The organism is Microbulbifer regidiadema (SeqCode), from assembly GCF_052467605.1.
Genome location: NZ_CP174316.1, coordinates 878,657 through 902,861, shown reverse-complemented (window position 1 = coordinate 902,861; position 24,205 = coordinate 878,657). Strand labels below are relative to the sequence as shown.

Annotated in this window: 18 protein-coding genes; 14 read left to right on the top strand and 4 right to left on the bottom strand. The window is 48.8% G+C overall.

The window, feature by feature from the left end; all coding sequences use genetic code 11:
* Positions 1-184: 184 nt before the first annotated feature.
* Entirely contained in the window at positions 185-991 is an 807-nt protein-coding gene (locus tag ACJJIF_RS04625) for an LbetaH domain-containing protein (protein ID WP_444931075.1), read from the top strand.
* Positions 992-1,158: 167 nt separating this feature from the next.
* On the opposite strand, the gene ACJJIF_RS04620 is transcribed toward ACJJIF_RS04625, so the two are convergent.
* Complete coding sequence (locus ACJJIF_RS04620) at positions 1,159-3,258, bottom strand: carboxy terminal-processing peptidase (RefSeq protein ID WP_444931074.1); 2,100 nt, start codon at positions 3,256-3,258, stop codon at positions 1,159-1,161.
* Positions 3,259-3,906: 648 nt separating this feature from the next.
* Here ACJJIF_RS04620 and ACJJIF_RS04615 point away from each other — a divergent pair.
* Positions 3,907-4,470: a thioredoxin family protein gene (locus ACJJIF_RS04615; protein ID WP_444931073.1), complete on the top strand. Its 564-nt coding sequence runs from the start codon at positions 3,907-3,909 to the stop codon at positions 4,468-4,470.
* Positions 4,471-4,831: 361 nt separating this feature from the next.
* Positions 4,832-6,106, top strand: a complete 1,275-nt coding sequence (locus tag ACJJIF_RS04610; protein WP_444931072.1) for a hypothetical protein — start codon at positions 4,832-4,834, stop codon at positions 6,104-6,106.
* Here ACJJIF_RS04610 and ACJJIF_RS04605 read toward each other — a convergent pair.
* Positions 6,103-6,765, bottom strand: a complete 663-nt coding sequence (locus tag ACJJIF_RS04605; protein WP_444931071.1) for a TetR family transcriptional regulator — start codon at positions 6,763-6,765, stop codon at positions 6,103-6,105. The genes ACJJIF_RS04610 and ACJJIF_RS04605 overlap by 4 nt on opposite strands.
* A 272-nt stretch (positions 6,766-7,037) precedes the next feature.
* On the opposite strand from ACJJIF_RS04605, the gene ACJJIF_RS04600 reads away from it, so the two are divergent.
* The 9 genes from ACJJIF_RS04600 (at position 7,038) to ACJJIF_RS04560 (ending at position 20,310) form a co-directional block, all read left to right on the top strand.
* Positions 7,038-8,222, top strand: coding sequence for an efflux RND transporter periplasmic adaptor subunit (locus tag ACJJIF_RS04600; RefSeq protein ID WP_444931070.1), 1,185 nt, complete (start codon positions 7,038-7,040; stop codon positions 8,220-8,222).
* Between the two features lie 11 nt (positions 8,223-8,233).
* Positions 8,234-11,416, top strand: coding sequence for an efflux RND transporter permease subunit (locus tag ACJJIF_RS04595; protein WP_444931069.1), 3,183 nt, complete (start codon positions 8,234-8,236; stop codon positions 11,414-11,416).
* Positions 11,417-12,160: 744 nt separating this feature from the next.
* The gene (locus tag ACJJIF_RS04590) at positions 12,161-13,006 is read left to right on the top strand and encodes a hypothetical protein (RefSeq protein ID WP_444931068.1); all 846 of its coding nucleotides are present in this window, start codon (positions 12,161-12,163) and stop codon (positions 13,004-13,006) included.
* A gap of 31 nt (positions 13,007-13,037) precedes the next feature.
* On the top strand, positions 13,038-13,883 hold the full coding sequence (locus tag ACJJIF_RS04585) for a hypothetical protein (protein WP_444931067.1): 846 nt from the start codon (positions 13,038-13,040) through the stop codon (positions 13,881-13,883).
* A gap of 31 nt (positions 13,884-13,914) precedes the next feature.
* Positions 13,915-14,760 (top strand): hypothetical protein, encoded by an 846-nt coding sequence (locus tag ACJJIF_RS04580; protein WP_444931066.1) that lies wholly within the window; start codon positions 13,915-13,917, stop codon positions 14,758-14,760.
* A 350-nt stretch (positions 14,761-15,110) separates the two neighbouring features.
* Positions 15,111-15,884: a hypothetical protein gene (locus tag ACJJIF_RS04575; protein WP_444931065.1), complete on the top strand. Its 774-nt coding sequence runs from the start codon at positions 15,111-15,113 to the stop codon at positions 15,882-15,884.
* 181 nt (positions 15,885-16,065) lie between these two features.
* Positions 16,066-18,501, top strand: a complete 2,436-nt coding sequence (locus ACJJIF_RS04570) for a hypothetical protein (protein WP_444931064.1) — start codon at positions 16,066-16,068, stop codon at positions 18,499-18,501.
* Positions 18,502-19,158: 657 nt separating this feature from the next.
* Positions 19,159-19,707, top strand: a complete 549-nt coding sequence (locus tag ACJJIF_RS04565; protein WP_444931063.1) for a cytochrome b — start codon at positions 19,159-19,161, stop codon at positions 19,705-19,707.
* Between the two features lie 159 nt (positions 19,708-19,866).
* The gene (locus tag ACJJIF_RS04560) at positions 19,867-20,310 is read left to right on the top strand and encodes a hypothetical protein (protein WP_444931062.1); all 444 of its coding nucleotides are present in this window, start codon (positions 19,867-19,869) and stop codon (positions 20,308-20,310) included.
* 152 nt (positions 20,311-20,462) lie between these two features.
* Here the strand turns inward: ACJJIF_RS04560 and ACJJIF_RS04555 are convergent, their stop codons facing one another.
* Positions 20,463-21,056, bottom strand: coding sequence for an FMN-dependent NADH-azoreductase (locus ACJJIF_RS04555; RefSeq protein WP_444931061.1), 594 nt, complete (start codon positions 21,054-21,056; stop codon positions 20,463-20,465).
* A gap of 101 nt (positions 21,057-21,157) precedes the next feature.
* Between ACJJIF_RS04555 and ACJJIF_RS04550 the strand changes: the two genes are divergently transcribed.
* A complete protein-coding gene (locus ACJJIF_RS04550) occupies positions 21,158-22,090 on the top strand; it encodes a LysR family transcriptional regulator (protein WP_444931060.1) in 933 nt (310 codons plus the stop codon).
* 209 nt (positions 22,091-22,299) lie between these two features.
* Positions 22,300-23,127: an alpha/beta hydrolase gene (locus ACJJIF_RS04545; RefSeq protein ID WP_444931059.1), complete on the top strand. Its 828-nt coding sequence runs from the start codon at positions 22,300-22,302 to the stop codon at positions 23,125-23,127.
* A 125-nt stretch (positions 23,128-23,252) separates the two neighbouring features.
* Here the strand turns inward: ACJJIF_RS04545 and ACJJIF_RS04540 are convergent, their stop codons facing one another.
* A complete protein-coding gene (locus ACJJIF_RS04540; RefSeq protein ID WP_444931058.1) occupies positions 23,253-23,981 on the bottom strand; it encodes an SDR family oxidoreductase in 729 nt (242 codons plus the stop codon).
* Between the last annotated feature and the right edge of the window lie 224 nt (positions 23,982-24,205).

Sequence of the window (24,205 nt, the reverse complement as noted above, 5' to 3'; positions counted from 1 at the left end):
ATTCCGGTGTGAAAACAAGTAGTTGAGGGTGGAGAGGGAAATCCTAAAAAGGACCAACGCCTTGAAGCTTTTAAAATTGGGCGCTATCGAGTCCGCAAGCTAATGAAAAGCTAGGCTTGACGGCAAAACGTAAGAAGTATTTTACGTTGATGGCAGATGACAAACACCAAATATGGATATGTATATGAGTTTAAGCGACTTGATTGGTGAGCTTTTTAATTCAGATATTAATGATTTCTTTTTTAATACCAAGCATGTTTCTAGCATAAGGAAGATCGATGATGCTGTTGTATCGAGATATGTAAGGTTTACAACTCAATCTAACAGTTCTGACATTGATGTGTACACAACAAATCCAAATTTCAAAGTTGAATCATTAAGAAAAATCAAGGTTACCAACCCTACCAATACTCACCGGCTCCCTTGTAGAATAATAATCTGTTCAAATGTGGCGAGTTCTTGTGATTTGCTGGTTAATGGAGAGCCGCACAACATAGTGTTGTGCACGCCAGCTGTCAAATTAAGTCTTAAATTGAATAAAAGCTGCAACATTATTGTTGGACAAGGTACAACATCCGGAAATATAGCCATACATGGAGGTTTGTTCTCTTTATCTATAAAGAAAGATTGTCTCTTTTCAGACGGGATAAATTTTCAAATGAGAGATCAGCACCCTTTGTTTGATATCAAAACTGGACAAAATATAAATGATCATGACGCTTGGGGGGAGGTTAGTGTTGGGATACATTCGTGGATTGGGAGGAATGTTACAATCTTAAAGAATTCATCAATTGCGGATGGTGGGGTTGTTGGGACCAGCTCAGTTTTAACTAAAGATATAGTGCCTTTTTCAGTTTTTGCTGGTGTTCCAGCAAAATTAAAGAAAAGTGACGCAATTTGGCTTAGGTTTAATAAAATAAGCGCTGTAGAGAAGAAGATTTTTTCAGAGCTTGGAGAAAAGCATGATGTTGATTTTAGTAAGTTTTTATAAGAGCTAAAAAGTTTTGGAGAGTATTAAGGTGACCCCAAAACAGTAGATACAATCGGTGCTTTAGTGAAAGGTTGATAATACCAAAAAGATAAAAAGGCCGGGCTAGCCCGGCCTAAAAATTAGTTCGCGGACTGGGTGCATGCCGCGCACCCAGTACCTATCAATATTTAGAAATTGGCAACTTGGGGCGGGGCCTTGCTGGCCTTAGTGGCCAGGCCGATAAAGTCCGCCATTATATAGCCCGCTTCATTCAAAATAGGATCTTTTTCCAACTTGATTTCTACAGGGCCACCAACGCTGGCGACTTCCTCAGATTCGCTCTCCTCGTATGCCTCAAAGTTTTCGTAAACTTCCAGACCTTTAGCCTTGCGGCGACGATTTTCCATATCCAGCAGACGCTGATTAACAGATTTACGCTCTTGCTCGCGAGTTGATTCATTTAGGGAGACAAATTTTTTGTCTGCCCGCTCGGAATCAAACTTGAACTGGTCGCGCAGGAAGACGAAATCCGGGTCTACTTCTGTGCGCTTGGCATGCTTGTTGATCAAGCTTGGAATCAGCAATTTCAGGTTGAAGTACTTCGCGTGAGGTACTGCGTGGATACGATCCCAGGGTAGGGCGGTATCGTAGGCGCTCTCACCTACGTTCTCGGCATCGATCAGCTGTGGCATATCGATATCCGGCTTCACCCCTGCGTGCTGGGTGCTGTCACCGGAAACCCGGTAGAACTTGGATTGGGTGATTTTCAGCTGACCTTCCTTCAGTGGTGCCATCGTTTGCACGGTACCCTTACCGAAAGACTGGTTGCCTACCACCAGGCCACGATTGTAATCCTGGATTGCGCCGGCAAAGATCTCAGACGCAGAGGCCGATAGGCGGTTGATCAGCACCATCAGCGGCCCACGGTACATGGCGCGGGAGCGCGAGCGATTGTGGCGAGAAATTTGCTCGTTAGCGTGGCGAATCTGTACTACCGGACCCTGATCGATAAACAGATCGGTAAGCATTGTGGCTTCTTGCAGCGAACCGCCACCATTGTTGCGCAGATCCAGGATAATGCCATCGACATTTTCCTCTTTCAGCTCACTCAGCAGGCGAGCTACGTCCCGGGTGGTGCTTTTGTAGTTGGGGTCGCGACGGCGGTAGGCATCGAAATCGATATAGAAGGTCGGCAAGTTAATTACCCCGATCTTGTAGCTCTTGCTACCGTCGGAGAATTCAAATACCGCTTTCTTCGCCGCCTGATCTTCCAGCTTCACTTTACTGCGTTTGATCAGGATGGTCTTGTGGGTGCCGTCACCGCCTGTGGGAATGGTTTCGAGGCGCACATAGGTGCCCGCCTTGCCGCGAATCAGGTCTACGACGTCATCCAGGCGCCAGCCTACAACGTCGACCATTTCGCCTTCCTTATCCTGGCCAACACCTACAATTTTGTCGTTGGGTTTGATCTTGCCAGTGCGATCGGCAGGGCCGCCATGGACCAAGCGTGCAACTTTGGTGTACTCCTCATCCGCTTGCAGCACTGCACCGATCCCCTCCAGCGAGAGGGACATGCTCATATTAAAGTTTTCCAATGAGCGCGGTGACAGGTAGTTACTGTGTGGATCGTAGAGGCGAGTCAATGAGTTCATATAGAGTTCGAACACATCGTCACTCTTTTGCTGTTCAAGACGCTTCTTCTGGCCTTTGTAGCGGCGCACGAGCAGATCTTGGATTTCCTCATCAGTTTTGCCGGTAAGGCGAAGATTGAGGATGCTGCTCTTTAGGCGCTTGCGCCATAGCTCATCGGCAGCACTGATAGAGGTGGGCCACTGACTCTCTTCCCGGTCCAGCTCTAGGGTCTCATCCCGAGAGAAGTCAAACGCGGGAAGGCCTTTCTCCAGTTGGGACAGAATACTGTCGAGGCGATCCCCCATCCGCAGGCGGAAGCGGTTGTAGATACTGAATCCTGCGGTGACGTCACCAGCGCGAAGCTGATCATCCATCGTCGCCTGCCACTCGCGGAATTCGTTGATGTCAGAGGCGAGGAAGTAACTTTTGGTGGGGTCGAGTGCATCGATATACTCGCTCCATAAGTCCTCGGACATTTCATCGCCGATTTTAATTTTGTTGTAGTGCAGCATTTCCAACTTGCTGACTATTTCCTGTGCGGTACTACCCTGACCCTCTTCGGGGGCCAGTCGCTCTGGTTCTGCCAGAGCACTTGTGGAAAGAAGGCCAATGACCAATAAGCCGGAAAAGTAAGCGGCGATCCGATTGGTAAGCATAGGGAGTCTCTTTATACGTCCTACTTCATAGGCACCGAGCCCTTATGGCTTGGCGACTTATAGCTTAGGACAAGTATAAAGGCTGAAAGCTCCAAAGGGCATGAAATACATCTAATCAGAGATGAACCTTTCCCTTATTGCTGGGATTTAGCAAAATATCTTTTCTTCCTGGTCTGTTTCTTAGGGGTTTTTTCTGGTTTTTACAACTTTACTATGCATGGCCATCACTGTAGTTGTGTCACCTTGAAGGTAAAAAAACGTTAAATGCGAGCATTTTGACCTGATGGTCAGAACCATTTTGTGACTTTTGTAGCTTTTGAGGTCACAAGGGGCTGTGATCGAGTGCCGGTATGGGCGGGTCTTATAGAGCCTTCACACAGGCCTACGGGGGAAACTTTCTGGGCGCAGTCAAACCTTAGTCCGAGCAGGGGGCTCAAGTCATCAGTGTTATTGCCGGACCAATCAAGACAGATATGGCTGATGCAGCAGGCATGGGTGAGTCCCGCTTGATGGTATTTTGAAAGCGCTCAAAACCGGTGACTTCTCTGTTTACCTGGACGATATGGCGAAAGGCGTTGCGAAGATTTACGGCCCCTTTGCCAAAGCTGTACTTGAGGTCGATGCCTAAATTGAAGAGAGGACTTGGTAATGTTACTTGACACCCCACTGTGCGATTTCGGTTGGAAGGCGCCCGACTTCACTTTGAAAGATCCTGGCGGCAAGCGCTATCGGATGTCAGATCACCTGGGCGATAAAGGGCTCTTGATCGCATTTATTTGCAATCACTGTCCTTACGTTCAAGCGATAGCTGACCGTCTTGCAGAGGATGCTCGGGATTTGCAACGGGAAGGCATTAATGTTTTGGCTGTTATGTCGAATGACTATAGAGACTATAAGATCGATAGTCCTCCTTATATGGTGAAATTTGCCCGTGATCATGGATTTACTTTCCCCTATTTGGTCGATGAGGATCAGTCTGTAGGGCGGGGGTACAAGGCGGTCTGCACACCGGATTTCTTTGGACTCAACAAAAACGGCGAGCTTCAATATCGCGGTCGAATTGATGATGCAGATATGGGCAGCCCTATTGGGCGTACCAGGGAACTCGTCAACGCAATGAGGGAGATTGCAGAGACCGGGCAGGGTCCGAGAAAACAACAGGCAAGTATAGGGTGCTCTATTAAGTGGAGCGGCAGCTACGCCCAGTATTGATCTGCATACATCTTCCACCGCAACAGACTGAAGTTACTACTTATCTAATAAATTACATTATGTATATCTCGCAACTCATTGATATGTAAGTATTTTTTATTTGTTAAAGTGATTTGTAACCCACCCCCTGTGTCAGGATAGTTGCCGCCTTTGGACTTGCACGAGAGGGGGTTATCTCTGTGCCTGATCTCCGTGAGTTCGAGCATCATCTGGTTGTGGGGTGTAGCTCAACCGTGCCGCAAATGAGTTGCCCAATTTCGTGCCTGAGCTGAACTTCAAAGTGAACCGGAGCCTGAGAAGTTGACAGGATGGCAGCCTTTGCTTAAGTGGTGATAATTCAATTTTTGCTCCGGGGCAGGCTATGACTAAAGCGGTAGAGGTAGACATTCTGGTGCTGGGTGGTGGCATTCAGTCGGTCTCACTGTTGCGCGAGCTATCGACAGAGTTTTCTGTGGTCGCGATAGACCAGGGGTTGGACGACGCCGAGTCATTACATTTCCATGGTTACTTTTCGTCCGGTTGGAATGCCGCACACCCAAGTGCGGCAAAGGCTTACCGGCAGGCAGCACAATCTTGGCGCGCACAATTGGAGAGTGATGGTGTTAATAGTCGTGTGACGGACTTCTACGCCGCGCTTCCCAGGGAGTTTTTGGACGTTGTACAACCCAATTGGGCTGCGGCGGGCATTTCTGTTGAGGAGGTGCCAATACCCGCTCCGCTGATTACAACTAGCCTGCCATCCCATCAGTGCTTTCGGTTTGACGATGACCTTATGTTTGATGGTGCTGAAGCCTATCGGCGTTTTAGTGCCCCGGTAAATGAGCAGATCGCGAAGGGATATGTTCGCAGAATCAATAAAGAGGAGGGGGAGATCATTGAGGTCTCTGCGGATATCGGAGACACCTCTCACCGGATAAAGCCCAAGCTAGTGCTTTCAGCTTGTGGGGCGGGTAATGCCGCAATACTGGGGGGGCTGGGGGTGCCCAATCAAATTGTGCAGGATGCTCAAATTGTTCGCCCCCTGCATATGTTGCTGGCAAAGGGGACCAGTGTGCCTCCAGTTTCGGCATTCCTGATGGACCTGGTTGTGGCCTATCACCCGCTGGAAACGGGGGAGGGGCTTTGGATACTCACCTTAAACCCGCAACAGCCCAGATTTCGCCCCGGTGTCATTGATATGAGGGTGCCCCCGCCGGTAGAGAGAGGTCTTATTCGCGACACATTGGCGCGGTTGGCAAACTGCATGACCGGTTTTGAGGACTGGGCTGCCAGTTGCCACTGGAGTGTTTACGCAGGCTGGAAAACAGATGCGCCGGGGCCGAATGGTGAGGCTCTGGTTCAACTGAGCTACCCGTGCCCATACCATTTACACAGTTTTGATATCAGTAACTTTCTCTGTATCTGGCCCAATCACTGGGGGCTTGCTATGGGTGCCGCGCAAGAGGCCGGCCAGTGGGTGAGGGCGCGGATACAGTCTCTCAGTTCTCAGGACTCGGTGAAGCAAGCGTTGAAGCTGGAGGGGGAGAGCGGCCCGGCGGTCCAGAACAAGTGGCAGAGTTGCGACTTGCCCTGGTCCCCCTGGGAGATGTTTTGTCGGGAAATGGGTTGCGATCCCAAAAGCGGCGAGTCCGGCTAGTGAAGGACTCGTATATGTTCTCGCCCCCGGCGCATAGTGGGGGAGAAGCGGATCATATCAATTAGAGCGTCGATATAGCGCTCGCCCAATTCACCGATATCCTCAATTCTTGAGGATAACAGCCAGGTTTCAATCACCCCGAACAGGCCCCCGTGTAACATCTGCAGGGCGAGATCTACATCCAGGTCCTCAGGCAGCTGTTGCTCGGTGACCGCGAGGGCGATCAATTGGCTCATCCGCTCGAGCCCTCGAGTGCGCCCCTGCTTCATGCGCCGGTGAATTTCACTACTCTCTGTAATTTGTTCTTCACAGGGGTGGAAGATAATTTCTAGTACCTGCTGCCACTCCGGGTTGCAGGCAATCTCTTGGAACAGCCACACCCAGCGCGTCCGCAATGTCCCAAGTGGATTGATGTTGAGTTGATCACCGGCATTATTGCAAAGCTGCTCACCGGGTAGCACCATGCGTTCTGTCAGTGCTAGGAGCAAACCGGTTTTGCTGCGAAAGTGGTCGGTCACAGCCCCGTCACTGACCCCGGCCAGTTTTGCGACTTCAGAAAGGGATGGGCGGCACACGCCATATTCATGAAACACACTGAGTGCAGCGTTCAATATACGCTCACGAGTGGTTGAAATTTGCTCATTTCTGCGTTTGGTCATAGGGGAACAGCAGCTTCTTTAATCAATTATTAGTTTCGCTCTGGCTCATTTTTGCAGCGTCTAACCGCAAGCTGGCAAAGGGAGTTTATGTGCAAATCCTTGAATATACAGGGTGAAAGTGCATGTTAGATGAAAATTGCACGATTATGAACAGTTGATCCCGCCTCCTGCGAGCCCATAAAATGCCACGCCTCTTTATTTAGATTTTCCTGTCACTTAAAAATTCCATCACCTGCCAGTCTTTTGCCTGTGTAGTCATTTTCGAGGTAGTCATGTTAAAAGCCCGAGTCCTCACCAGTTTTTTGGTTGCTGCCGCATTGCTGGCGGGATGTAGTGAGGAGGCCTCGGCGCCACCGGGCATGGCTCCCCAAGTGACGGTGGTCACACTTCAGCCTGAATCAGTCACCCTGACCAGAGAGCTGCCCGGGCGCACCGCGCCGTTTAAGGTAGCCGAAGTGCGCCCGCAAGTTAGCGGCATCATCAAACGCCAATTGTTCCGTGAAGGCGGTCAAGTTGGTGCAAACCAGCCGCTTTATCAGCTGGATGACGCCCTTTACCGCGCTGATGTCGATAGTGCCAAAGCGAGCCTGCAAGGTGCCAAAGCGGCTATGAATATCGCGCGGTTAAAGGCCGAGCGCACCGCCAACCTGGTGAATAACGGCGCGGTCAGCAAACAGGAAAACGATGCTGCGGAAGCGGATCTACAGGAGGCCCGAGCCTCCGTAGCCAGCGCTCGGGCGGCGTTGCAGCGAGCGGAAATCCAATTGGAGTACGCCCAGGTCACCTCTCCGATTAGCGGTCGTATCGGTAAATCCACAGTCACTCAGGGCGCCTTGGTAACGGCCAATCAGGCCGGGACTTTGGCGACTGTGCAGCAGCTCGATCCTATCTATATCGAGGTCACCCAGTCGGCAGCAGAGCTTGTCAGCCTGCGCCGCGCTCTCCAGGCCGGCACCCTGGCAGATGCGACTCACCTGCCGGTGACCATTCTGCTGGAGGATGGCAGTGAATATGAGCACCCGGGCAAGCTGGAGTTTGCCGAAGCTAGTGTAGACCCCTCCACTGGCAGTGTGCTGCTGCGAGTAGTTGTGCCCAACCCGGATACCATGCTGTTACCGGGTATGTATGCGCGCGCCATTGTCGGCAGCGGCGTCCGTGAAAATGCCATTTTGGTGCCCCAGCAGGGGATCGCGCGGGACCCCAAGGGCAATACTTCTGCCATGGTGGTTAACGCAGAGAGTATCGTTGCCCAGCGTTCCGTACGAGTCAGCCGCACAGTGGGCAACCGCTGGCTGGTGGAAGAGGGGCTTGAAGCCGGAGACCGGGTAGTGATTGCCGGTTTGCAAAAAATTCGCCCGGGGGCCCCGGTGCAGGCCAGTGAGCGTGCAGACGAGCAACCGCCAGCGGCTGAAAGCGATCAACAAGCTGGCGCAGAGCCCGCTGAACAGGGTTCCTGAGGGTAGGGGTTATGGCGAGCTTTTTTATCAATCGGCCCATCTTTGCCTGGGTTCTGGCAATTATCACGATGCTGGCAGGTGTACTGTCCATCGGTGACCTGGCAGTGGAGCGCTATCCCAATATTGCCCCGCCCTCGGTCAATATTGAGGCCAATTATCCGGGCGCCTCGGCCAAGGTGGTTGAGGATTCGGTGACCCAAATTCTTGAGCGCAATATGAAAGGCCTCGACGGCCTTCTTTATATGTCCGCCACCAGCCAGTCCAACGGTGGTGTTTCCATCTCCCTGACTTTCGAGAACGGTACTGACCCGGATACAGCCCAGGTTCAAGTGCAAAACAAAGTGCAGCTGGCGATGCCACTGTTACCCCAGGAGGTTCAGCTACAGGGGGTCAGTGTCAGTAAGTCCCGGGGTGGTTTCCTGATGGTTGCCGGCTTTGTTTCTGAAGACGGCAGCATGAACCGCAATGATATTGCCGATTATATCAACTCGGCCATTGTGGACCCCATCAGTCGGGTGCCCGGCGTGGGCAACGTACAGGTGTTCGGCTCCAAGTACGCGATGCGGATTTGGCTCGACCCCAACAAACTCACCACCTACGCTCTTACCCCGGGCGATGTGGCCGCTGTAGTGCAGGCCCAAAATGCCCAGGTGACGGTGGGAAGCCTCGGTGCCGCACCGGCGATTCCAGGGCAGCAGTTGAATGCATCGATTACCTCCCAGGGGCGCCTGCAAACCCCAGAGCAGTTTAGGGATATTGTCGTCCGCGCCAATGATGACGGCTCCCTTTTACGCCTCGGCGATATTGCCCGCGTTGAACTGGGGGCGGAGAACTACGAGTTTATCTCCCGCTACAACCGCCAACCCGCTACAGGTATCGCGATTAACTTAGCGACCGGGGCCAATGCCCTGGAGACGGCTGAGGGAGTGAAGGCCAAGCTGAAAGAATTGGAGACCTACTTTCCCCGGGGCCTGACTTCGGTAGTGCCATTCGATACGACCCCCTTTGTCGAGGTTTCGATTAAAGGTGTTATCACCACCTTGGTCGAAGCGATTGTCCTGGTATTCCTGGTGATGTACCTGTTCCTTCAGAACTTCCGCGCCACTTTGATACCGACTATTGCCGTACCGGTAGTGCTGATGGGCACTTTTACCGTGCTCGCCTCACTGGGGTTCTCCATCAATATGCTCACGATGTTTGCCATGGTGCTGGCGATCGGCCTCCTTGTCGATGATGCCATTGTGGTAGTGGAAAACGTTGAGCGCGTGATGCGGGAAGAGGGGCTGTCGCCGAGAGAGGCCACTCAAAAATCCATGCATCAGATTACAGCGGCCCTAATCGGGATTGGTGTAGTGTTATCGGCTGTGTTTGTGCCTATGGCATTTATGGACGGTGCCACCGGTGTGATCTACCGTCAGTTTTCCGTAACCATTGTTGCGGCCATGGCGCTATCGGTACTGGTGGCCATTATCCTGACACCGGCGCTCTGTGCGACACTGCTAAAGCCCATTGCCAAAGGAGAGAACCACGCGGAGAAAGGCTTCTTTGGTTGGTTCAACCGAAGCTTTGAGCGGGGCAGTCAGCGCTACCAGGGTAGTGTGCAGGGAATTTTGAGCCGCAGTGGCCGCTTTATGCTGTTGTTTATCGCACTTTCCGCCGTGATGGCCTTCCTGTTTCTGCGCCTGCCGAGCTCTTTCCTGCCGGACGAAGATCAGGGTGTGCTGTTCTCCATGGTGCAAGCCCCCGTGGGAGCAACCCAAGAGCGCACTATGGAATCCATCCGCAAAGTGGAGGATCAATTCCTGAACAATGAACAGGGCACGGTAAAGTCGGTATTTGCCGTGCAGGGCTTCAGCTTTGCCGGTAGCGGACAGAATACCGGTATTGCTTTTGTAAACCTGGAAGACTGGTCTCAGCGGGAAGAGGAATCCCAGAGTGCCGGATCCGTTGCCATGCGGGCAATGGGTGCCTTGATGCAAATTAAAGATGCCATGGCTTTCGCCTTTGCGCCGCCACCACTGCCTGAACTGGGCTCATCTGGTGGTTTTAACTTCTACCTTCAAGACAATGGCAACTTGGGCCATGAAGCCCTAACCGCAGCCAGAAATCAGTTCTTGGGGATGGCGGGGCAGAGTGAACTTTTGCTCAATGTTCGCCCCAACGGCCAGGAGGACACCCCGCAATTTCGCGTAAAAATTGACAACGCAAAGGCCGCAGCCCTCGGTCTGTCTATTGACGATATCAACAGCACCCTGAGCACGGCGTGGGGTGGTTCCTATATTGATGACTTTATCGATCGCGGCCGGGTAAAGCGGGTATACATGCAGGCCGACGCTCCTTACCGGATGGTTCCAGAGGACTTTCAGCGGTGGTCGGTGCGCAATGATAAGGGCGATATGGTGCCGTTGTCCTCCTTTGCCAGCTTCGCATGGGAGTACGGCTCCCCCCGCCTGGAGCGCTACAACGGAGTTCCCTCCATGCAGGTTAACGGGCAGGCTGCACCGGGAGTCAGCTCTGGCGAGGCAATGGAAGAGGTGGAGCGCTTGGTGGCCCAGTTGCCTGCCGGTGTTGGTATGGAGTGGAGCGGCCTCTCTTACCAGGAGCGCTCAGCCGGAGCCCAAACGCCCTTGCTATACACCCTGTCTCTTTTAATCGTGTTCTTATGTCTGGCCGCGTTGTATGAAAGCTGGACAGTGCCGACAGCGGTACTGTTAATGGCACCTTTGGGTATTCTCGGTGCGGTACTGGCCAATAGTTTGCGAGGGATGGAGCGCGATATTTATTTCCAGGTGGCGATGCTGACAACGGTGGGGCTAACCAGTAAAAATGCCATTTTGATTGTGGAGTTCGCCAAGCAGAATCTTGAAGAAGGCATGGAGCTGGTGCAAGCCACAATGCGCGCTGTGCGCGATAGGCTGCGCCCCATCCTGATGACATCCCTCGCTTTCGGTCTGGGGGTGTTGCCTTTGGCCATAGCAACCGGTGCTGGTTCCGGTGCCCAGCGCGCTATTGGTACTGGTGTGTTAGGCGGTATGGTCGTCGGCACTCTGTTGGGGATTTTCTTTATCCCGCTGTTCTTTGTAGTGGTACAGCGATTGTTTGCTAAGAAGGTGCACAAGCAGGATGCGGAGCTTGTTGAAGGCGGTGGGCCCTCGGTAAAAAGCGCGCAAACGGAGACAGCTGAAGCGCTTTAATACCTTCTTCCTCAGTAGAGCAGTAAATAAAGCCAGGCCGGGCACACCGGCCTGGCTTTTTACTTTTTGGATATCCACTAGTCGCAAGCTCTTTTAATCGAGGGCTGCCTGAGACTATACGGCTAACCTCTTTGCTTTCAGTCAAGTGGGGCTGGGTTTTACTGTCAAGAAAAACAGAGTGGAACACAGGTACCTGATATGAAGGCTGTGTAAATTGGTACCTTTGAGGTGGTGCCAAGGACTCCAGTGTTGAATGGTTATTCCGGGGCTTATTGCTATATGTTTATCTGCTTTGAGTGATTGGTAAACTGGAGTTCTTAAGGGTGTATTTATTTCCAGTATATATTTTTGCAAATTCCCGTATAAATTGATGGGGTTGTTCCACCCCCCCTTTGTCCATTCAATTTTATCTTGGTTGGTTGGTGGGTTGTTGAGGAAGACTTCTTTGGGGCGAAGGTGTGAGGTCGGATATTAAACCCCCAGAAATACATTTTAAGTTATGAGACGCTGACCCCAACAAAAGGTGGGGATTTAAATATTATTTAATAGAGCTGTTTTTTTGTGAGATAAGTCACGTAGGGTTATCTTTAGAGAAAGGTTTAAGCCGGTGGGTTCTCCACCATTTATGATATTATCTTCTTCAATATTTTTTAGGTCGTTACTAAATATAGACGCTGCAAAGTATATTGCAGATGAGCTTCAAGGTTTCGATGATGGATGGAGTTCGGAGGCGAAGGGGTAATTATGGCTCATATAGATTCAGTAGATACAAATCGCCCCCTTATCGAGCAGCTTGAGGATATGTACTGGTTGCCTTTTAATATGGCGCCAGTGCATCACTACGACCTAGGCCTCTGGCACCTGTCATTGACTGGTGAACTAGAGGCACTAATGCCCTGGGACAATGGTAGTGACTATGCCTCATATGTCACGCCTATTGACAATGAGAATAGTTATCCAAGGTTCTATGGTGGTGAACCGCTTTGGGATAGTGAAAGCCCCTATATCTGGCTTGATTTTCACCCCATTATAGCTAGTTGTAGAGCCGAAGTGGGGCCGGATGAGACCTGGATTGTCGGGTGTGCATTCTTTAAGATAAGAGTGGTTCAGGTTCGGGAACCAAGCAAATCTGGAGTTTTTGATCTCGCTGACAGCAACCAGTTAAAGCAGTTTATCTTTAAAAAGCACAAAGATGTTTCGGATCGCCTTCTAGAGTTGGGATATAAAGATCGCTTTAGCGCCTGGAACCCCGACGAAATCCAGGAGTATAAGATTAAGGGAAGGTGCTGGTATGAACTTATTGATGGAAATCATGGTGTAGGCTGGTGCTTTAATCTATATACCCCCTTGTCCGATAAGCATCTCCTGCATATTGCATATGAGCCCAGCGAGTTCTGGCCTCTATACCACACCCCTAGTGAAAAGGCCCTACAGGTCAGCAAGTCCCCTTTATGGGATTTTTTGGATAATTTAGAGCTTTCTAAAATGGAGGAGGGAAGCGAAGTGATCACCGGTACCTTGAGGCGAGAAAATGATAGTTCAGAGGAAGATGAGTGTGGCTGGGGCGCCTGGGGCAGCGAGGGGTGGTAATCAGCTTTGATGAGTGGGCGGGGAGGTAGTTATGGCTCATATAGATTCAGTGGATACAAGCCGCCCCCTTATCGAGCAGCTTGAGGATATGTACTGGTTGCCTTTTAATATGGCGCCAGTGCATCACTACGACCTAGGCCTCTGGCACCTGTCATTGACTGGTGAACTAGAGGCACTAATGCCTTGGGACAATGGTAGTGACTATGCCTCATATGTCACGCCTATTGACAATGAGGATAGTTATCCAAGGTTCTATGGTGGTGAACCGCTTTGGGATAGTGAAAGCCCCTATATCTGGCTTGATTTTCACCCCATTATAGCTGGTTGTAGAGCCGAAGTGGGGCCGGATGAGACCTGGATTGTCGGGTGTGCATTCTTTAAGATAATAGTGGTTCAGGTTCGGGAACCAAGCAAATCTGGAGTTTTTGATCTCGCTGACAGCAACCAGTTAAAGCAGTTTATCTTTGAAAAGCACAAAGATGTTTCGGATCGCTTTCTAGAGTTGGGATATAAAGATCAATTTAGCGCCTGGAACCCCGACGAAATCCAGGAGTATAAGATTAAGGGAAGGTGCTGGTATGAACTTATTGATGGAAATCATGGTGTAGGCTGGTGCTTTAATCTATATACCCAGTTGTCCGATAAGCATCTCCTGCATATTGAATATGAGCCCAGAGAGTTCTGGCCTCTATACCACACCCCCAGTAAAAAAGCCCTACAGGTCAGCAAGTCCCCTTTATGGGATTTTTTGGATAATTTAGAGCTTTCTAAAATGGAGGAGGGAAGCGAAGTGATCACCGGTACCTTGAGGCGAGAAAATGATAGTTCAGAGGAAGATGAATGTGGCTGGGGCGCCTGGGGCAGCGAGGGGTGGTAATCAGCTTTGATGAGTGGGCGGGGAGGTAGTTATGGCTCATATAGATTCAGTAGATACAAATCGCCCCCTTATTGAGCAGCTTGAGGATATGGATTGGTTGCCTTTTAATATGGCACCAGTGCATCACTACGACCTGGGCCTCTGGCACCTGTCATTGACTGGTGAGCTAGAGGCACCGACGCCTTGGGGCAATGGTAGAGACTATGCTCCATATATCACGCCTATTGATAATGAAAATAGTTATCCTAGATTCTGTGGCCAAATGCCGCGCTGGGATAGTGAAAGCGCCTATATCTGGTTTGATTTTAAACCTATTCGCACTGGTTGTCGTGTGGATGTGGGGCCAGATGAGACCTGGGTTGTCGGGAGTGCGGTCTTTGCAGTAAGGGTGATCCAAATACAGGAGCCGGCTAAATTTGAAATCTTTGACGTCTCTGACGGCAATCAGTTAAAGCAGTTTATCTTTAAAAAGCACAAGGATTTATCAGACGAGTGGTTAGCGAGCGGAGATAAGGACCGTTTTAGCGCTTGGACTCCTGATGAAATTCAAGAGTATAAAATTAAAGGCAGAATTTGGTATGAGCTTATTGATGGAAGTCGAGCCTTAAACTGGTGCTTTAACCTATACACCCCCTTGTCTGACAAGCATCTCCTGCGTATTGCATACAAGCCCAGCGGGTTCTGGCCTCCAGACCACACCCCCAGTAAAAAAGCCCTACAGGTCAGCAAGTCCCCTTTATGGGATTTTATGGATAATTTAGAGCTTTCTAAAATGGAGGAGGGAAGCGAAGTGATCACCGGTACCTTGAGGCGAGAAAGTGATAGTTCAGAGGAAGATGAATGTGCCTGGAACGCCTGGAGCGGCGAGGGGTGGTAATCAGCTTTTAAATAGGTGCTTTAACCTATTTTAGTTAAGGAGCCTCTGAACAACTCCGTAATACCTCTGCGAGTTTTGAAGGCTACAGATATTAGGCGCAGTTCACCGCGAATGGCCCTAGTCCTTTGCAAGAGCTGCAATGCAGCAGCTGTGGGCCCTTCGGGCTCACAGAGCGATTCACACTCTGCGTTGCAACTTCTTGAGAGGTCTAGACATTCCTGCGAAGCCGCGCCTTGATTGTGACCGCTTTGTAAGCCAGAGGCAAATCATTAAGAGACTCAGTTCTACAGGCAAGTGCTGCCATGCAGTCGAGATCATCACGACAACTCCAATAGCGGCGAGAGATAATTATGGCCAATATAAACTCACTAGACTTAGATCACCCCATCATCGAGCAAATAGATGATATGTATTGGCTTCCATTTTGTAAGGCATCACAATTTCAATATTACCTGGGTGATTGGAGCCTCTCATTTTTTGGCGAGAGGCGGCAAAAAAATTTTGATAACAGAAAATATGTGTCAGATGTTATTCCTATCGATCAGGACTGTAGTTATTCAAAGCGTGATCAAATGAAACCCCTGTGGGGGAGGGAGTTTTCTTACATTTCGTTTCGCCTATGCCCGCTGTCAATGATCTGTAGTGCCAAATTAGGGTTGGCAGATTCCTTAATTGTTGGGGCTGCTTCCTTTGATCTTCGAGTAATTCAGGTGGAGGAATCATCTCAATCTAGGCTTTTCAATGTTTCCGATCATAATCAATTGAAACAGTTTGTCTTCAAAAAGCATAATGATAGTCGCGATGCATTGCTGAAAAAGGGGTATCAGGATTCCTTTACCGCATGGAGCTTGGATGAGATTCAAGAATATAAGATCAAGGGAGTGAGCTGGTATGAAATTGTTGATGGATGTCGAAATCTAAATTGGCATTTTAATCTATATACTCACCTATCAGATAAGCACCTTTTGCATATTGCCTACGAGCCAAGCCAGTTCTGGCCGCCTCACCATGTTCCCAGTAAAAAAGCTTTACAAATTAGCAAATCTCCCTTGTGGGATTTTATGCATAACCTGGAGCTTTTCAAGCTGAAGAAAGATTCCCCTGTAATAGAGTCGATACCCTAGGGTGAGGGCTTGGTGACCGTTAACTTGCTCAAGTGGATGGCGATATAAGTTATTCAGTGACTTTTCTTTAAAAGGGCACTGCTGATTAATAAAGCCTAACGCAACCCCATATGAATATAGTTATAGTAATCGCACTTGTGTGAGCAGGGCTAAATAAATTTAAAATTGGCTGGAGCTGACTATGCCTGATGTGAATTCTCTAGACTTAAGATACCCAATTATCGAACAAATATTTGATATATATTACTGTCCATTTGAATATTCCCAGAAGCACCAGTACGATTTAGGTGGCTGGCATCTATCATTTCATGGGGAATCAAGGGCGCAACCTGGTGAGGATTCTCAATATGCCTTATATTCTACGCCTATTCACAGTGAAAAAAGTTATTCAAAGCTCAATGGTGAGGAGCCTCAGTGGAATGATGAGAGCCCCTATATTTGGTTTAATCTCCATCCCCTGGCGGCGATTTGCAGCTTGGGAGAAGACTGGGATGATGCTTGGACAGTAGGGACCATTGCCTTGGATCTCCGAGTTATCCAGATACGAGAACCGGAAAAATCTGGGGTATCCGATATTTCAGATCATAACCAGTTAAAATCTTTTATTTTCAAGCAGCATAGTGATAACCGAGACTTGCTACTGAATATGGGGCATAAGGGTTGCGTTAGCACGGGCTGTTTGGATGGATTTAGCACGGGCTGTTTGGATGAATTTCAAGAGCATGAATTCAAAAAAAGGAAGTGGTATGAAATTGTTGATGGAAATCGAGGCTTAAATTACTGTTCTAACCTATACACGCCCTTGTCAGATAAGCATCTTCTCCATGTTGCATATATAGTTAACCAATTCTGGCCGCCACACCATATGCCCAGTGAGAGCGCTTTACGAGTAAGTAGGCAGCCCTTGTGGGACTTTATGCGATATTTGGAACTCTCTAGTACCGATAAAGATTTGCAAGTAGAAACCAACACCACACACAAAAAGGCGGTCAGGACTGAAAGTGAGTGGCCAAAGGGCGTGGCTAGCTTGGGTTCACTAGATTTAAATCGTCCAATTATATTGCAGGTTGATGATCTCTATTGGCCACCATTTGATAGAGCACCCATGCACCACTACGATTTGGGTGACTGGCATCTCTCATTTTCGGGGAAGAGGAATCTACAGGCTCAAGAGGGTATTAGTTATGCCCCCTATACTACGCCTATTCAAGATGATAAAAGTTATCCGAAGTTTTATGGTCGGGAGGATGAATATGCATACATATGGTTTGATTTTCATCCGATTATGGCTCAATGCAGCGTCGAGTTTGGGAGGGATGGCGCTTTTGCTGTTGGTAGCATTTTCCTTGATATACAAGTGATTCAGTTACGAGATCCAGGAATTGTTAACGTTCACTGTCTTTCTGACTCTCACCCATTCAGGCATTTTATACTTGACATGCTCATTCCCCACTCAAAAGGTGATGAAAGTCATGGTTTCAATATCAATGGAAGGACCTGGTACAAGGTTGGACGTGACGATTGTGGAACCATTAACCTTTATACCTGTTTGTCAGCCAGGCATTTCCTTCATATCACCTACAAAGATAGTCAGTTCAATATAGATGGGTCGGTTAATTGTCATACTAAAAAGTCTCAAAAGCTTGCTAAATCCCCCCTTTGGGACTTTATGGAAAACTTGACGCTGTCTAAAATTGAGGAACACAGCCAAGTTATAACCGGTACGATAGAGAGAAAGACGGTCAGTTCGTGGGAAGAAAATATAGATCACCAGGATACGGTAGACGGGCTGGACTTAAGTCGTCCTATTATCGAGCAGGTTGATGACATTTATTGGATACTATTTAATCGTGCGCCGCAGCATTATTACGATTTGGGTAGCTGGCGCCTATCATATTTTGGAGCGTCCAGGCGGAAAACCGAAAGGGATAATATGGGTAGCTGGAATAGTGAGAAGGTTCTTGATTGGGGGGAGTTGCATTCGGTCTCGGTAGATCTCTATGTGGAACTGGCGTCGAACCATGTATTAAAGGCAGGAGCTGCTTCCTTTTGTATAGACGTCGCTCAGCCACGTGGCTACAAAAATCTCGACCTCTTAGATGATTCCCAGTTTAAGAATTATCTATTTGATTGGCTTGGGGGATGGGGGGAATCGGGAGACATACTTCAAAAACATAGTATTAAAGGGAAGGTCTGGTATGGAATTTATAGTGGGGATAATGAGCGTTCAGAGCTTTTTACCAGTCTGTCAGATAAGCACTTCCTCCATATTACTTATAAGGAGGAACAGTTTACTCCTCGTGGTTACAAACCTGATGCCAGTGAAAAATCTTTAAAGCTTAGAAAATCCCCTCTGTGGGATTTCATAGACAACTTGGAGCTTTGCAAAATAGAAGAGGGCAGCCAAGTTATATCCGGTACTGTAGGGCACGAAGGCGCTAATACTGGGGTGGGTGCGCTAGAAGAGTTATCTAGTTACACCAAAATGAAGGCGGAGGGCAAGGTGATAGCTGGCACTATTGAAAAAGAAAGAGATTCAGTAGAGTTGACCAGATCACCTTGGTCTTCGTCTGAAGAGTCTTGGTCTTGGTCTGAAGGGTCAGAGTCAGGCTGGTGAAACATTGAGATCGCCTTATTCAATTCAACTTTGATACTGTAGCGGTCTGTAAAACCCAAGGGCCCATATGCTCTACTTGAGGTAGAAGGGGGGAGAAATTGCTCCCCCAAGCTAGGTTTCATATAAGCTCAGTTATGCGTTTTCTCGCCACAGCTTTTCCCTTCGCTAGGCCCTCCGCATAGACAAACTCGACAATAATCGCCAGGAACTGCCGGAGATAATTACTTTGAGAATGCTTATCGCCGTAGACACCACTCCGTGCAATAAGGGCAACGGCCCTCTTGTTCTTTAGCGGGCCACAGAGCCACTCTCGGTATATCGGAATGTCACCCCAGCACACGCAATACAGGCAGGTCCGGCAAAAAGATTTCCTCAATCAGCCGATTTGAAAATTCAGCAATTTCCTGCTGCTTTCTGAGTGATTATCGGCCGGCTCAAGGCGGGGGCAATTGAAAATTCAGATAAGCTTCTGCTGCAAACGCATTTTGGCGTATAGCGCGGGTTAAGTCGCTGATGAGCGCCCCCCAAGAATCTATTAGGCGCATTGTTATAGCTGCCGTTTTTCTATTTGAACGCTTGAATCGTGTTTTGACACCCCCTCCAAGCCATACTAAAAAGAGTGTGGTTAATAAGAATAGCCCGTTTGAAAGGATGACAATGGATACAAGAAACAAGCTCTCTCCTTGGACACTGTTATTACACTGGTTCATTGCAATTTATATCATCGGGATGCTGAGTTTTGGCTACTACATCGCAAGCCTGCCGGATGGCCCGGAGACGTTCAAACTGATACAGGTGCATAAGTCTTTTGGTGTGATCCTCCTGTTCTTGGCCTTGATTCGTTTGATCTGGCGATGGGCCAACGGGTGGCTGGAATACTTAAAACCTCAACCTGCCTGGCAGTTTTACCTGATGCGATCAGTTCAGGGCCTGTTGATCATTGCGTCCATTGTCATGCCTGTCAGCGGCATTCTGTCTTCATACGCTGGTGGCCACGATATTAAGGTCTTTGGATATCTTTTTATTACAGGTGCAGAGCCTGAGCTCAAAAATCTGGGGGATATTGCATGGCTGACGCATAAAATAACATCATATTTATTCGTTGCGCTTATTGCTATTCATATCTCGGCTGCAATCAAACACCACTTTTTTGATAAAGACACAGTTCTCAGGCGTATGCTGGGTATGAAGATAGAAGTTGATTGAGTAAAGTCTGCTGAAATCATTCTTTGAGTTCGTTACTATGGCATGAAAACACAGCAACTAACACGTTCAGCCAACAATGGCAGATTAGGCCGAAAAAACATCTTACAATGATAAAGACGTCAGCATCGCAAAACAGGCAGTCTGCAGCGGAGTAGGTCATTGTCAACCTCCACTTTGATCCCGACGAACCAATTTTCTCTAGAAGCGCAATTTGATAAACCATCTCAATTGCGCAACCTTGCCAACGGGGCTGTTTTCCCAGTGCCTGCCACGAGTCTGCGGGCCCAATATAGCTTCGGCGAGCATTATCTTGTGATCCTTCATGATTTCTCTTCCCTTGATGAAAGCGCCGTGATTTATTTTCTGTCTCCAACCACTGTGCTGGATAGTGCCAAGACAGTAGAAATCGGACTTTGGGGAGATATGGACGACATTGAAATCCTTCAGTCAGACACACTGCGTTTCTCGTATCCAAACCATATAAGCTGGCGATTGCGCTGCCACACCCGACCCCGATTTTGCCTTCACGTGTCAACCCCCTACATGCTCTGGATGTACCGTCATACGTTCCAGTCTTGGTTCACACTCAAGCGTGAAAAATGATGAATCATATGGTAATTCGCGATGGAAGCCGTCATCGACAATAAGTGACTCTCTGGTGGAATTGACACTGGATAAAGGAGCTGAAGCGGGAAGAGAGCGGAGTAAGATTGGATGCAGTAGAAGGGGGAGGAGCTGTCCCCCCAAGCCACGCTTCACACAAGCTCAGCAATGCGTTTTCTCGCCGCAGCCAGAGCCTTTTCTTTTACCTCCTCTCCTTTCGCCAAGCCCTCCGCATAGACAAGCTCGACATCGGTAATACCAATAAACTCCAGAAACTGCCGGAGGTAGTTGCTCTGAGAGTGCTCATCGCCGTAGACACCAGCCCGTGAAATAAAGGCAACGGCCCTCTTATCTTTTAGCAGGCCTACGGGGCCACTCTCGGTATATCGGAATGTCACCCCAGCACGCGCAATATAATCAAAGTAGGAATGTAAATTAGAGGGAATATTGAAGTTATACATGGGGACGCCCAATACAAGCAGGTCTGCCGAAAAGATCTCTTCAATCAGCTGATCTGAAAGTTCAGCAATCTCCTGCTGTTTTTCTGAGCGATTCTCGATAGATGTATTGTGAGCCTGAAAGTGCTCCAGGCTGAGATGCGGTACTGGTTCAGCCACCAAATCGCGATAGATAATCTCATCTTCTGGATTCTTGGCCTTCCAGCTTGCGATAAAACTGTCTGCAAGCTGGGATGACTGGCCGTTCTCTTGAAAGAGACTGGACTGGATGTAGAGTACCTTTGCCACGATGACTTCCTCACAACTAACTTCGTATAAAGTTATTGAAACATTCATTAAGCTGATTGAAAATTAGAATGAATTGCTTATATCTATCGAAAAATTCGATTATGGATCAACAGTCATCACAACTCTCAAACCCAAAGATCACGCTAGAACAGTGGCGCTGTCTAATAGCAGTGGTTGAAGGAGGAGGGTATGCCCAAGCGGCTGAGCTTCTGCACAAGAGCCAGTCTTCTGTCAGCTATTCGGTACAGAAATTAGAGTCCCTATTGGCGGTAGCGGTTTTCACCATTCGTGGGCGAAAGGCAGTTCTGACGGTAGCAGGAGAGATGCTCTACCGCCACGCAAAGCAGTTGCTGGAAGATGCCTCCGCACTAGAGCAGGCCGCCAGCCGGGTATCTGCTGGGTGGGAGTCCCAGATTGCAATTTCAGTAGAAGTGCTTTTTCCAATGTGGCTGCTGCTGGATTGCCTGGCTCTTTTTGGCGAGGAGAGTCCCCAGACTCGTGTTGATGTTCATGAAATGGTCATCAGTGGAACTTTAGAGGCTTTAAATGAAGGGCAGGTTGATTTTGCAATCAGCCCCAGAATCCCCCTGGGCTATAATGGTGAGCTACTACCGGCCCCCGCTCGCCTAGTCCCAGTGGCCCACCCGAGCCATCCCCTGCATAGCCTGGATCGCCCGCTGGCAATGAATGATCTCCGCAATCACCGGCACTTGGTGGTTCGGGATAGCAACCCCCAGAGTGGCAGTAAAACTCTCACGGTTGAAGTGGCCAAGCGCTGGACACTAAGCAGTATGTCTTCCTTGATCGAAGCGGCTTGCAAAGGCTACGGTTTTTCATGGTTACCGGAAGACAAAATCCTCAGGGAGCTGTCCGAGGGAAGCTTAAAGCCACTATCGCTGCAAGGGGGGAGCAAAAGAGAGGTTCCTATGTACCTGATTTTCCCCAATCGGGACGATACCGGCCCCGGTGTGCAGCGATTGGCGGACATTATTCGAGAGCGTTTGCAGGGGCTGGCTTCTTCAGGGGGGCCTTAAGTTAGCAATACCTTGGCCGACTGGAGCAACGTTTTTAGATCGGCGCTATACGTAGAAATACAGACCCTATATCTCTCTCAAGAGATAGTGATTGAAACTTGTTTTTCTATTTGAGATGGTAGCTGTTCGAAGGATTTGACCCTACCCAACAATAGGCACGGCGTTAAGTGGTTAGTCCTCAAACGCTTCAGGATTAAGATGTACTTTAAATGAAAGAATACGATGATCAGTTTAATCTGCGTAAGCGACACCCTCTTGGCAGAGTCCATATACTCGTTAATGAATTGCAAAGCTATATTGCTAGGAAGACCCTGGATAGATCGATAGATGTTAGCTACGGCAATAGTCCAGGTGAAAAATTAGATATATTTCCCGCCCAGCACCGGGATGCACCGGTATTTGTTTTTATTCACGGTGGATATTTTAGAGCGCTGGACAAAAAACAATACAGTTATATTGCGAAGCCTTTTGTCGAGGCGGGATGCGCGGTGGCTTTGGTCAACTATGATTTGGCGCCTGCGGTCAGTGTTAAAGATATTATTGAGCAGAATATAAAGGCATTCTTATGGATATATGAGAATATCGATCGCTGGAATGGCAATCCCAATAATATAGTTATTTGCGGCCACTCTGTTGGAGCGTTTCTAGTCGCTAAGATTTTGACGTTTGAATGGGCACCTGAGATTCGACAATCAATTAACGGCGCCATTATGCTGAGCGGCCTTTATGACCTGACTAAAATGAGGCTATCTTTCTTAAATGAATCTCTGCATTTGTCAGAAGATGATGTTGCTAGCTTGAGCCCAATCTTTGGTAATATTCAGTGTCTCCCAAAAGCGATTGTTGCTGTAGGTGAAGATGAGACAGAAGAATTCATCGATCAATCAAAAAGATACGCTGGGAAACTGCAGGAAGCGAATAGCCCATACGAATATCTACTGTTAAAAGATAAAAATCACTATACCGTATCGCGTATGTTAAGTAATCGGAACAATGATCTAATGCGCAAAATCTTGGATATCTGCGGTGTGGATTGAGGCCGGCCAAATCATATCAGCTGTGACTTGATTCCTCATTTATAGGCACTGAAGACGCCTCACCAGTGCCTATTGTAAAAGCCGGGAAGCCCCTAAAGCTTTTACAGGATGAGCTTTAAAGACCCTCAGACAACGCCACCGTTGGCACGTATCACTTGTCCATTGATCCAGCCTCCTTGCTCACTGGCTAAAAAAGCAACGGTATTCGCAATATCTTCAGGGGTGCCCAGTCGCTCAAGTGGCGACATCTTGGCAAAATTGTCCAGCATTTCTTCCGTCTTTCCAGACAGAAATAGCTCTGTAACGGTGGCCCCAGGGGCAACGGCATTCACAGTGATATCCCGTCCCCGCATTTCCTTGGAGACTACCCGGGTCATAACTTCTACGGCTGCCTTGGTCGCCGCATATACGCTGTAATTTGGCAGGCATAGACCGACGATACTTGAAGACAGGTTGATGATGCGGCCACCCTGGCGAAGTCGTTTAGCGGCTTCGCGCATAACATTGAAGACTCCTTTTAGATTTACGGCAACCTGGAGGTCAAAGTCAGCTTCTTCACTCTCCGCCAATGGGGCCAGCTTGGCTATGCCCGCGTTATTGATTACGGTATGGATGCCGCCAAAGGCGGCTTCTGCCGAGTTGAACAGGCGTAAAACTGCTTGTTGATCGCTAACATCAGCCTGGGCGGTAACCGCCTTACCACCTTTGGCTTCAATTTTCTTTACCAAATTCTCCGCAGCTGCAACATTGCTCACAAAGTTGACCATAACGGTGAACCCGTCCTCTGCCAGTCGAGAGGCAATTGCCGACCCAATACCACGGGAGGCGCCTGTTACCAGTGCCACTTTTTCCATAATGATTTCCATAGTGATGAGTGGAGCCACTCTTGCAGCTCTCTGATTTGGCCGTGCTGTCACACCGATTGTATTATTCAGATAAATAATCTAGCCAAAATGGGGGATATTGCTCTGCATAGATAAGTAATAGGGCGGCACGATGGCGGCGTTTGTGCAAGCAGGACTATGGAGTGCTCAGAGTTAGGTGGCCAAAAAAAGTTGAGTACAATATTCAAGATCGA

Excerpts from the sequence above, each read along its gene's own strand:
- ACJJIF_RS04625 (WP_444931075.1), top strand. The coding sequence starts at position 185 with ATGAGTTTAAGCGACTTGATTGGTGAGCTTTTTAATTCAGATATTAAT.
- ACJJIF_RS04575 (WP_444931065.1), top strand. The coding sequence starts at position 15,111 with ATGGCCAATATAAACTCACTAGACTTAGATCACCCCATCATCGAGCAA.
- ACJJIF_RS04540 (WP_444931058.1), bottom strand. The coding sequence starts at position 23,981 with ATGGAAAAAGTGGCACTGGTAACAGGCGCCTCCCGTGGTATTGGGTCG.
- ACJJIF_RS04545 (WP_444931059.1), top strand. The coding sequence starts at position 22,300 with ATGAAAGAATACGATGATCAGTTTAATCTGCGTAAGCGACACCCTCTT.
- ACJJIF_RS04580 (WP_444931066.1), top strand. The coding sequence starts at position 13,915 with ATGGCTCATATAGATTCAGTAGATACAAATCGCCCCCTTATTGAGCAG.
- ACJJIF_RS04600 (WP_444931070.1), top strand. The coding sequence starts at position 7,038 with ATGTTAAAAGCCCGAGTCCTCACCAGTTTTTTGGTTGCTGCCGCATTG.
- ACJJIF_RS04590 (WP_444931068.1), top strand. The coding sequence starts at position 12,161 with ATGGCTCATATAGATTCAGTAGATACAAATCGCCCCCTTATCGAGCAG.
- ACJJIF_RS04565 (WP_444931063.1), top strand. The coding sequence starts at position 19,159 with ATGGATACAAGAAACAAGCTCTCTCCTTGGACACTGTTATTACACTGG.
- ACJJIF_RS04605 (WP_444931071.1), bottom strand. The coding sequence starts at position 6,765 with ATGACCAAACGCAGAAATGAGCAAATTTCAACCACTCGTGAGCGTATA.
- ACJJIF_RS04570 (WP_444931064.1), top strand. The coding sequence starts at position 16,066 with ATGCCTGATGTGAATTCTCTAGACTTAAGATACCCAATTATCGAACAA.
- ACJJIF_RS04615 (WP_444931073.1), top strand. The coding sequence starts at position 3,907 with ATGTTACTTGACACCCCACTGTGCGATTTCGGTTGGAAGGCGCCCGAC.
- ACJJIF_RS04610 (WP_444931072.1), top strand. The coding sequence starts at position 4,832 with ATGACTAAAGCGGTAGAGGTAGACATTCTGGTGCTGGGTGGTGGCATT.
- ACJJIF_RS04550 (WP_444931060.1), top strand. The coding sequence starts at position 21,158 with ATGGATCAACAGTCATCACAACTCTCAAACCCAAAGATCACGCTAGAA.
- ACJJIF_RS04585 (WP_444931067.1), top strand. The coding sequence starts at position 13,038 with ATGGCTCATATAGATTCAGTGGATACAAGCCGCCCCCTTATCGAGCAG.
- ACJJIF_RS04595 (WP_444931069.1), top strand. The coding sequence starts at position 8,234 with ATGGCGAGCTTTTTTATCAATCGGCCCATCTTTGCCTGGGTTCTGGCA.
- ACJJIF_RS04620 (WP_444931074.1), bottom strand. The coding sequence starts at position 3,258 with ATGCTTACCAATCGGATCGCCGCTTACTTTTCCGGCTTATTGGTCATT.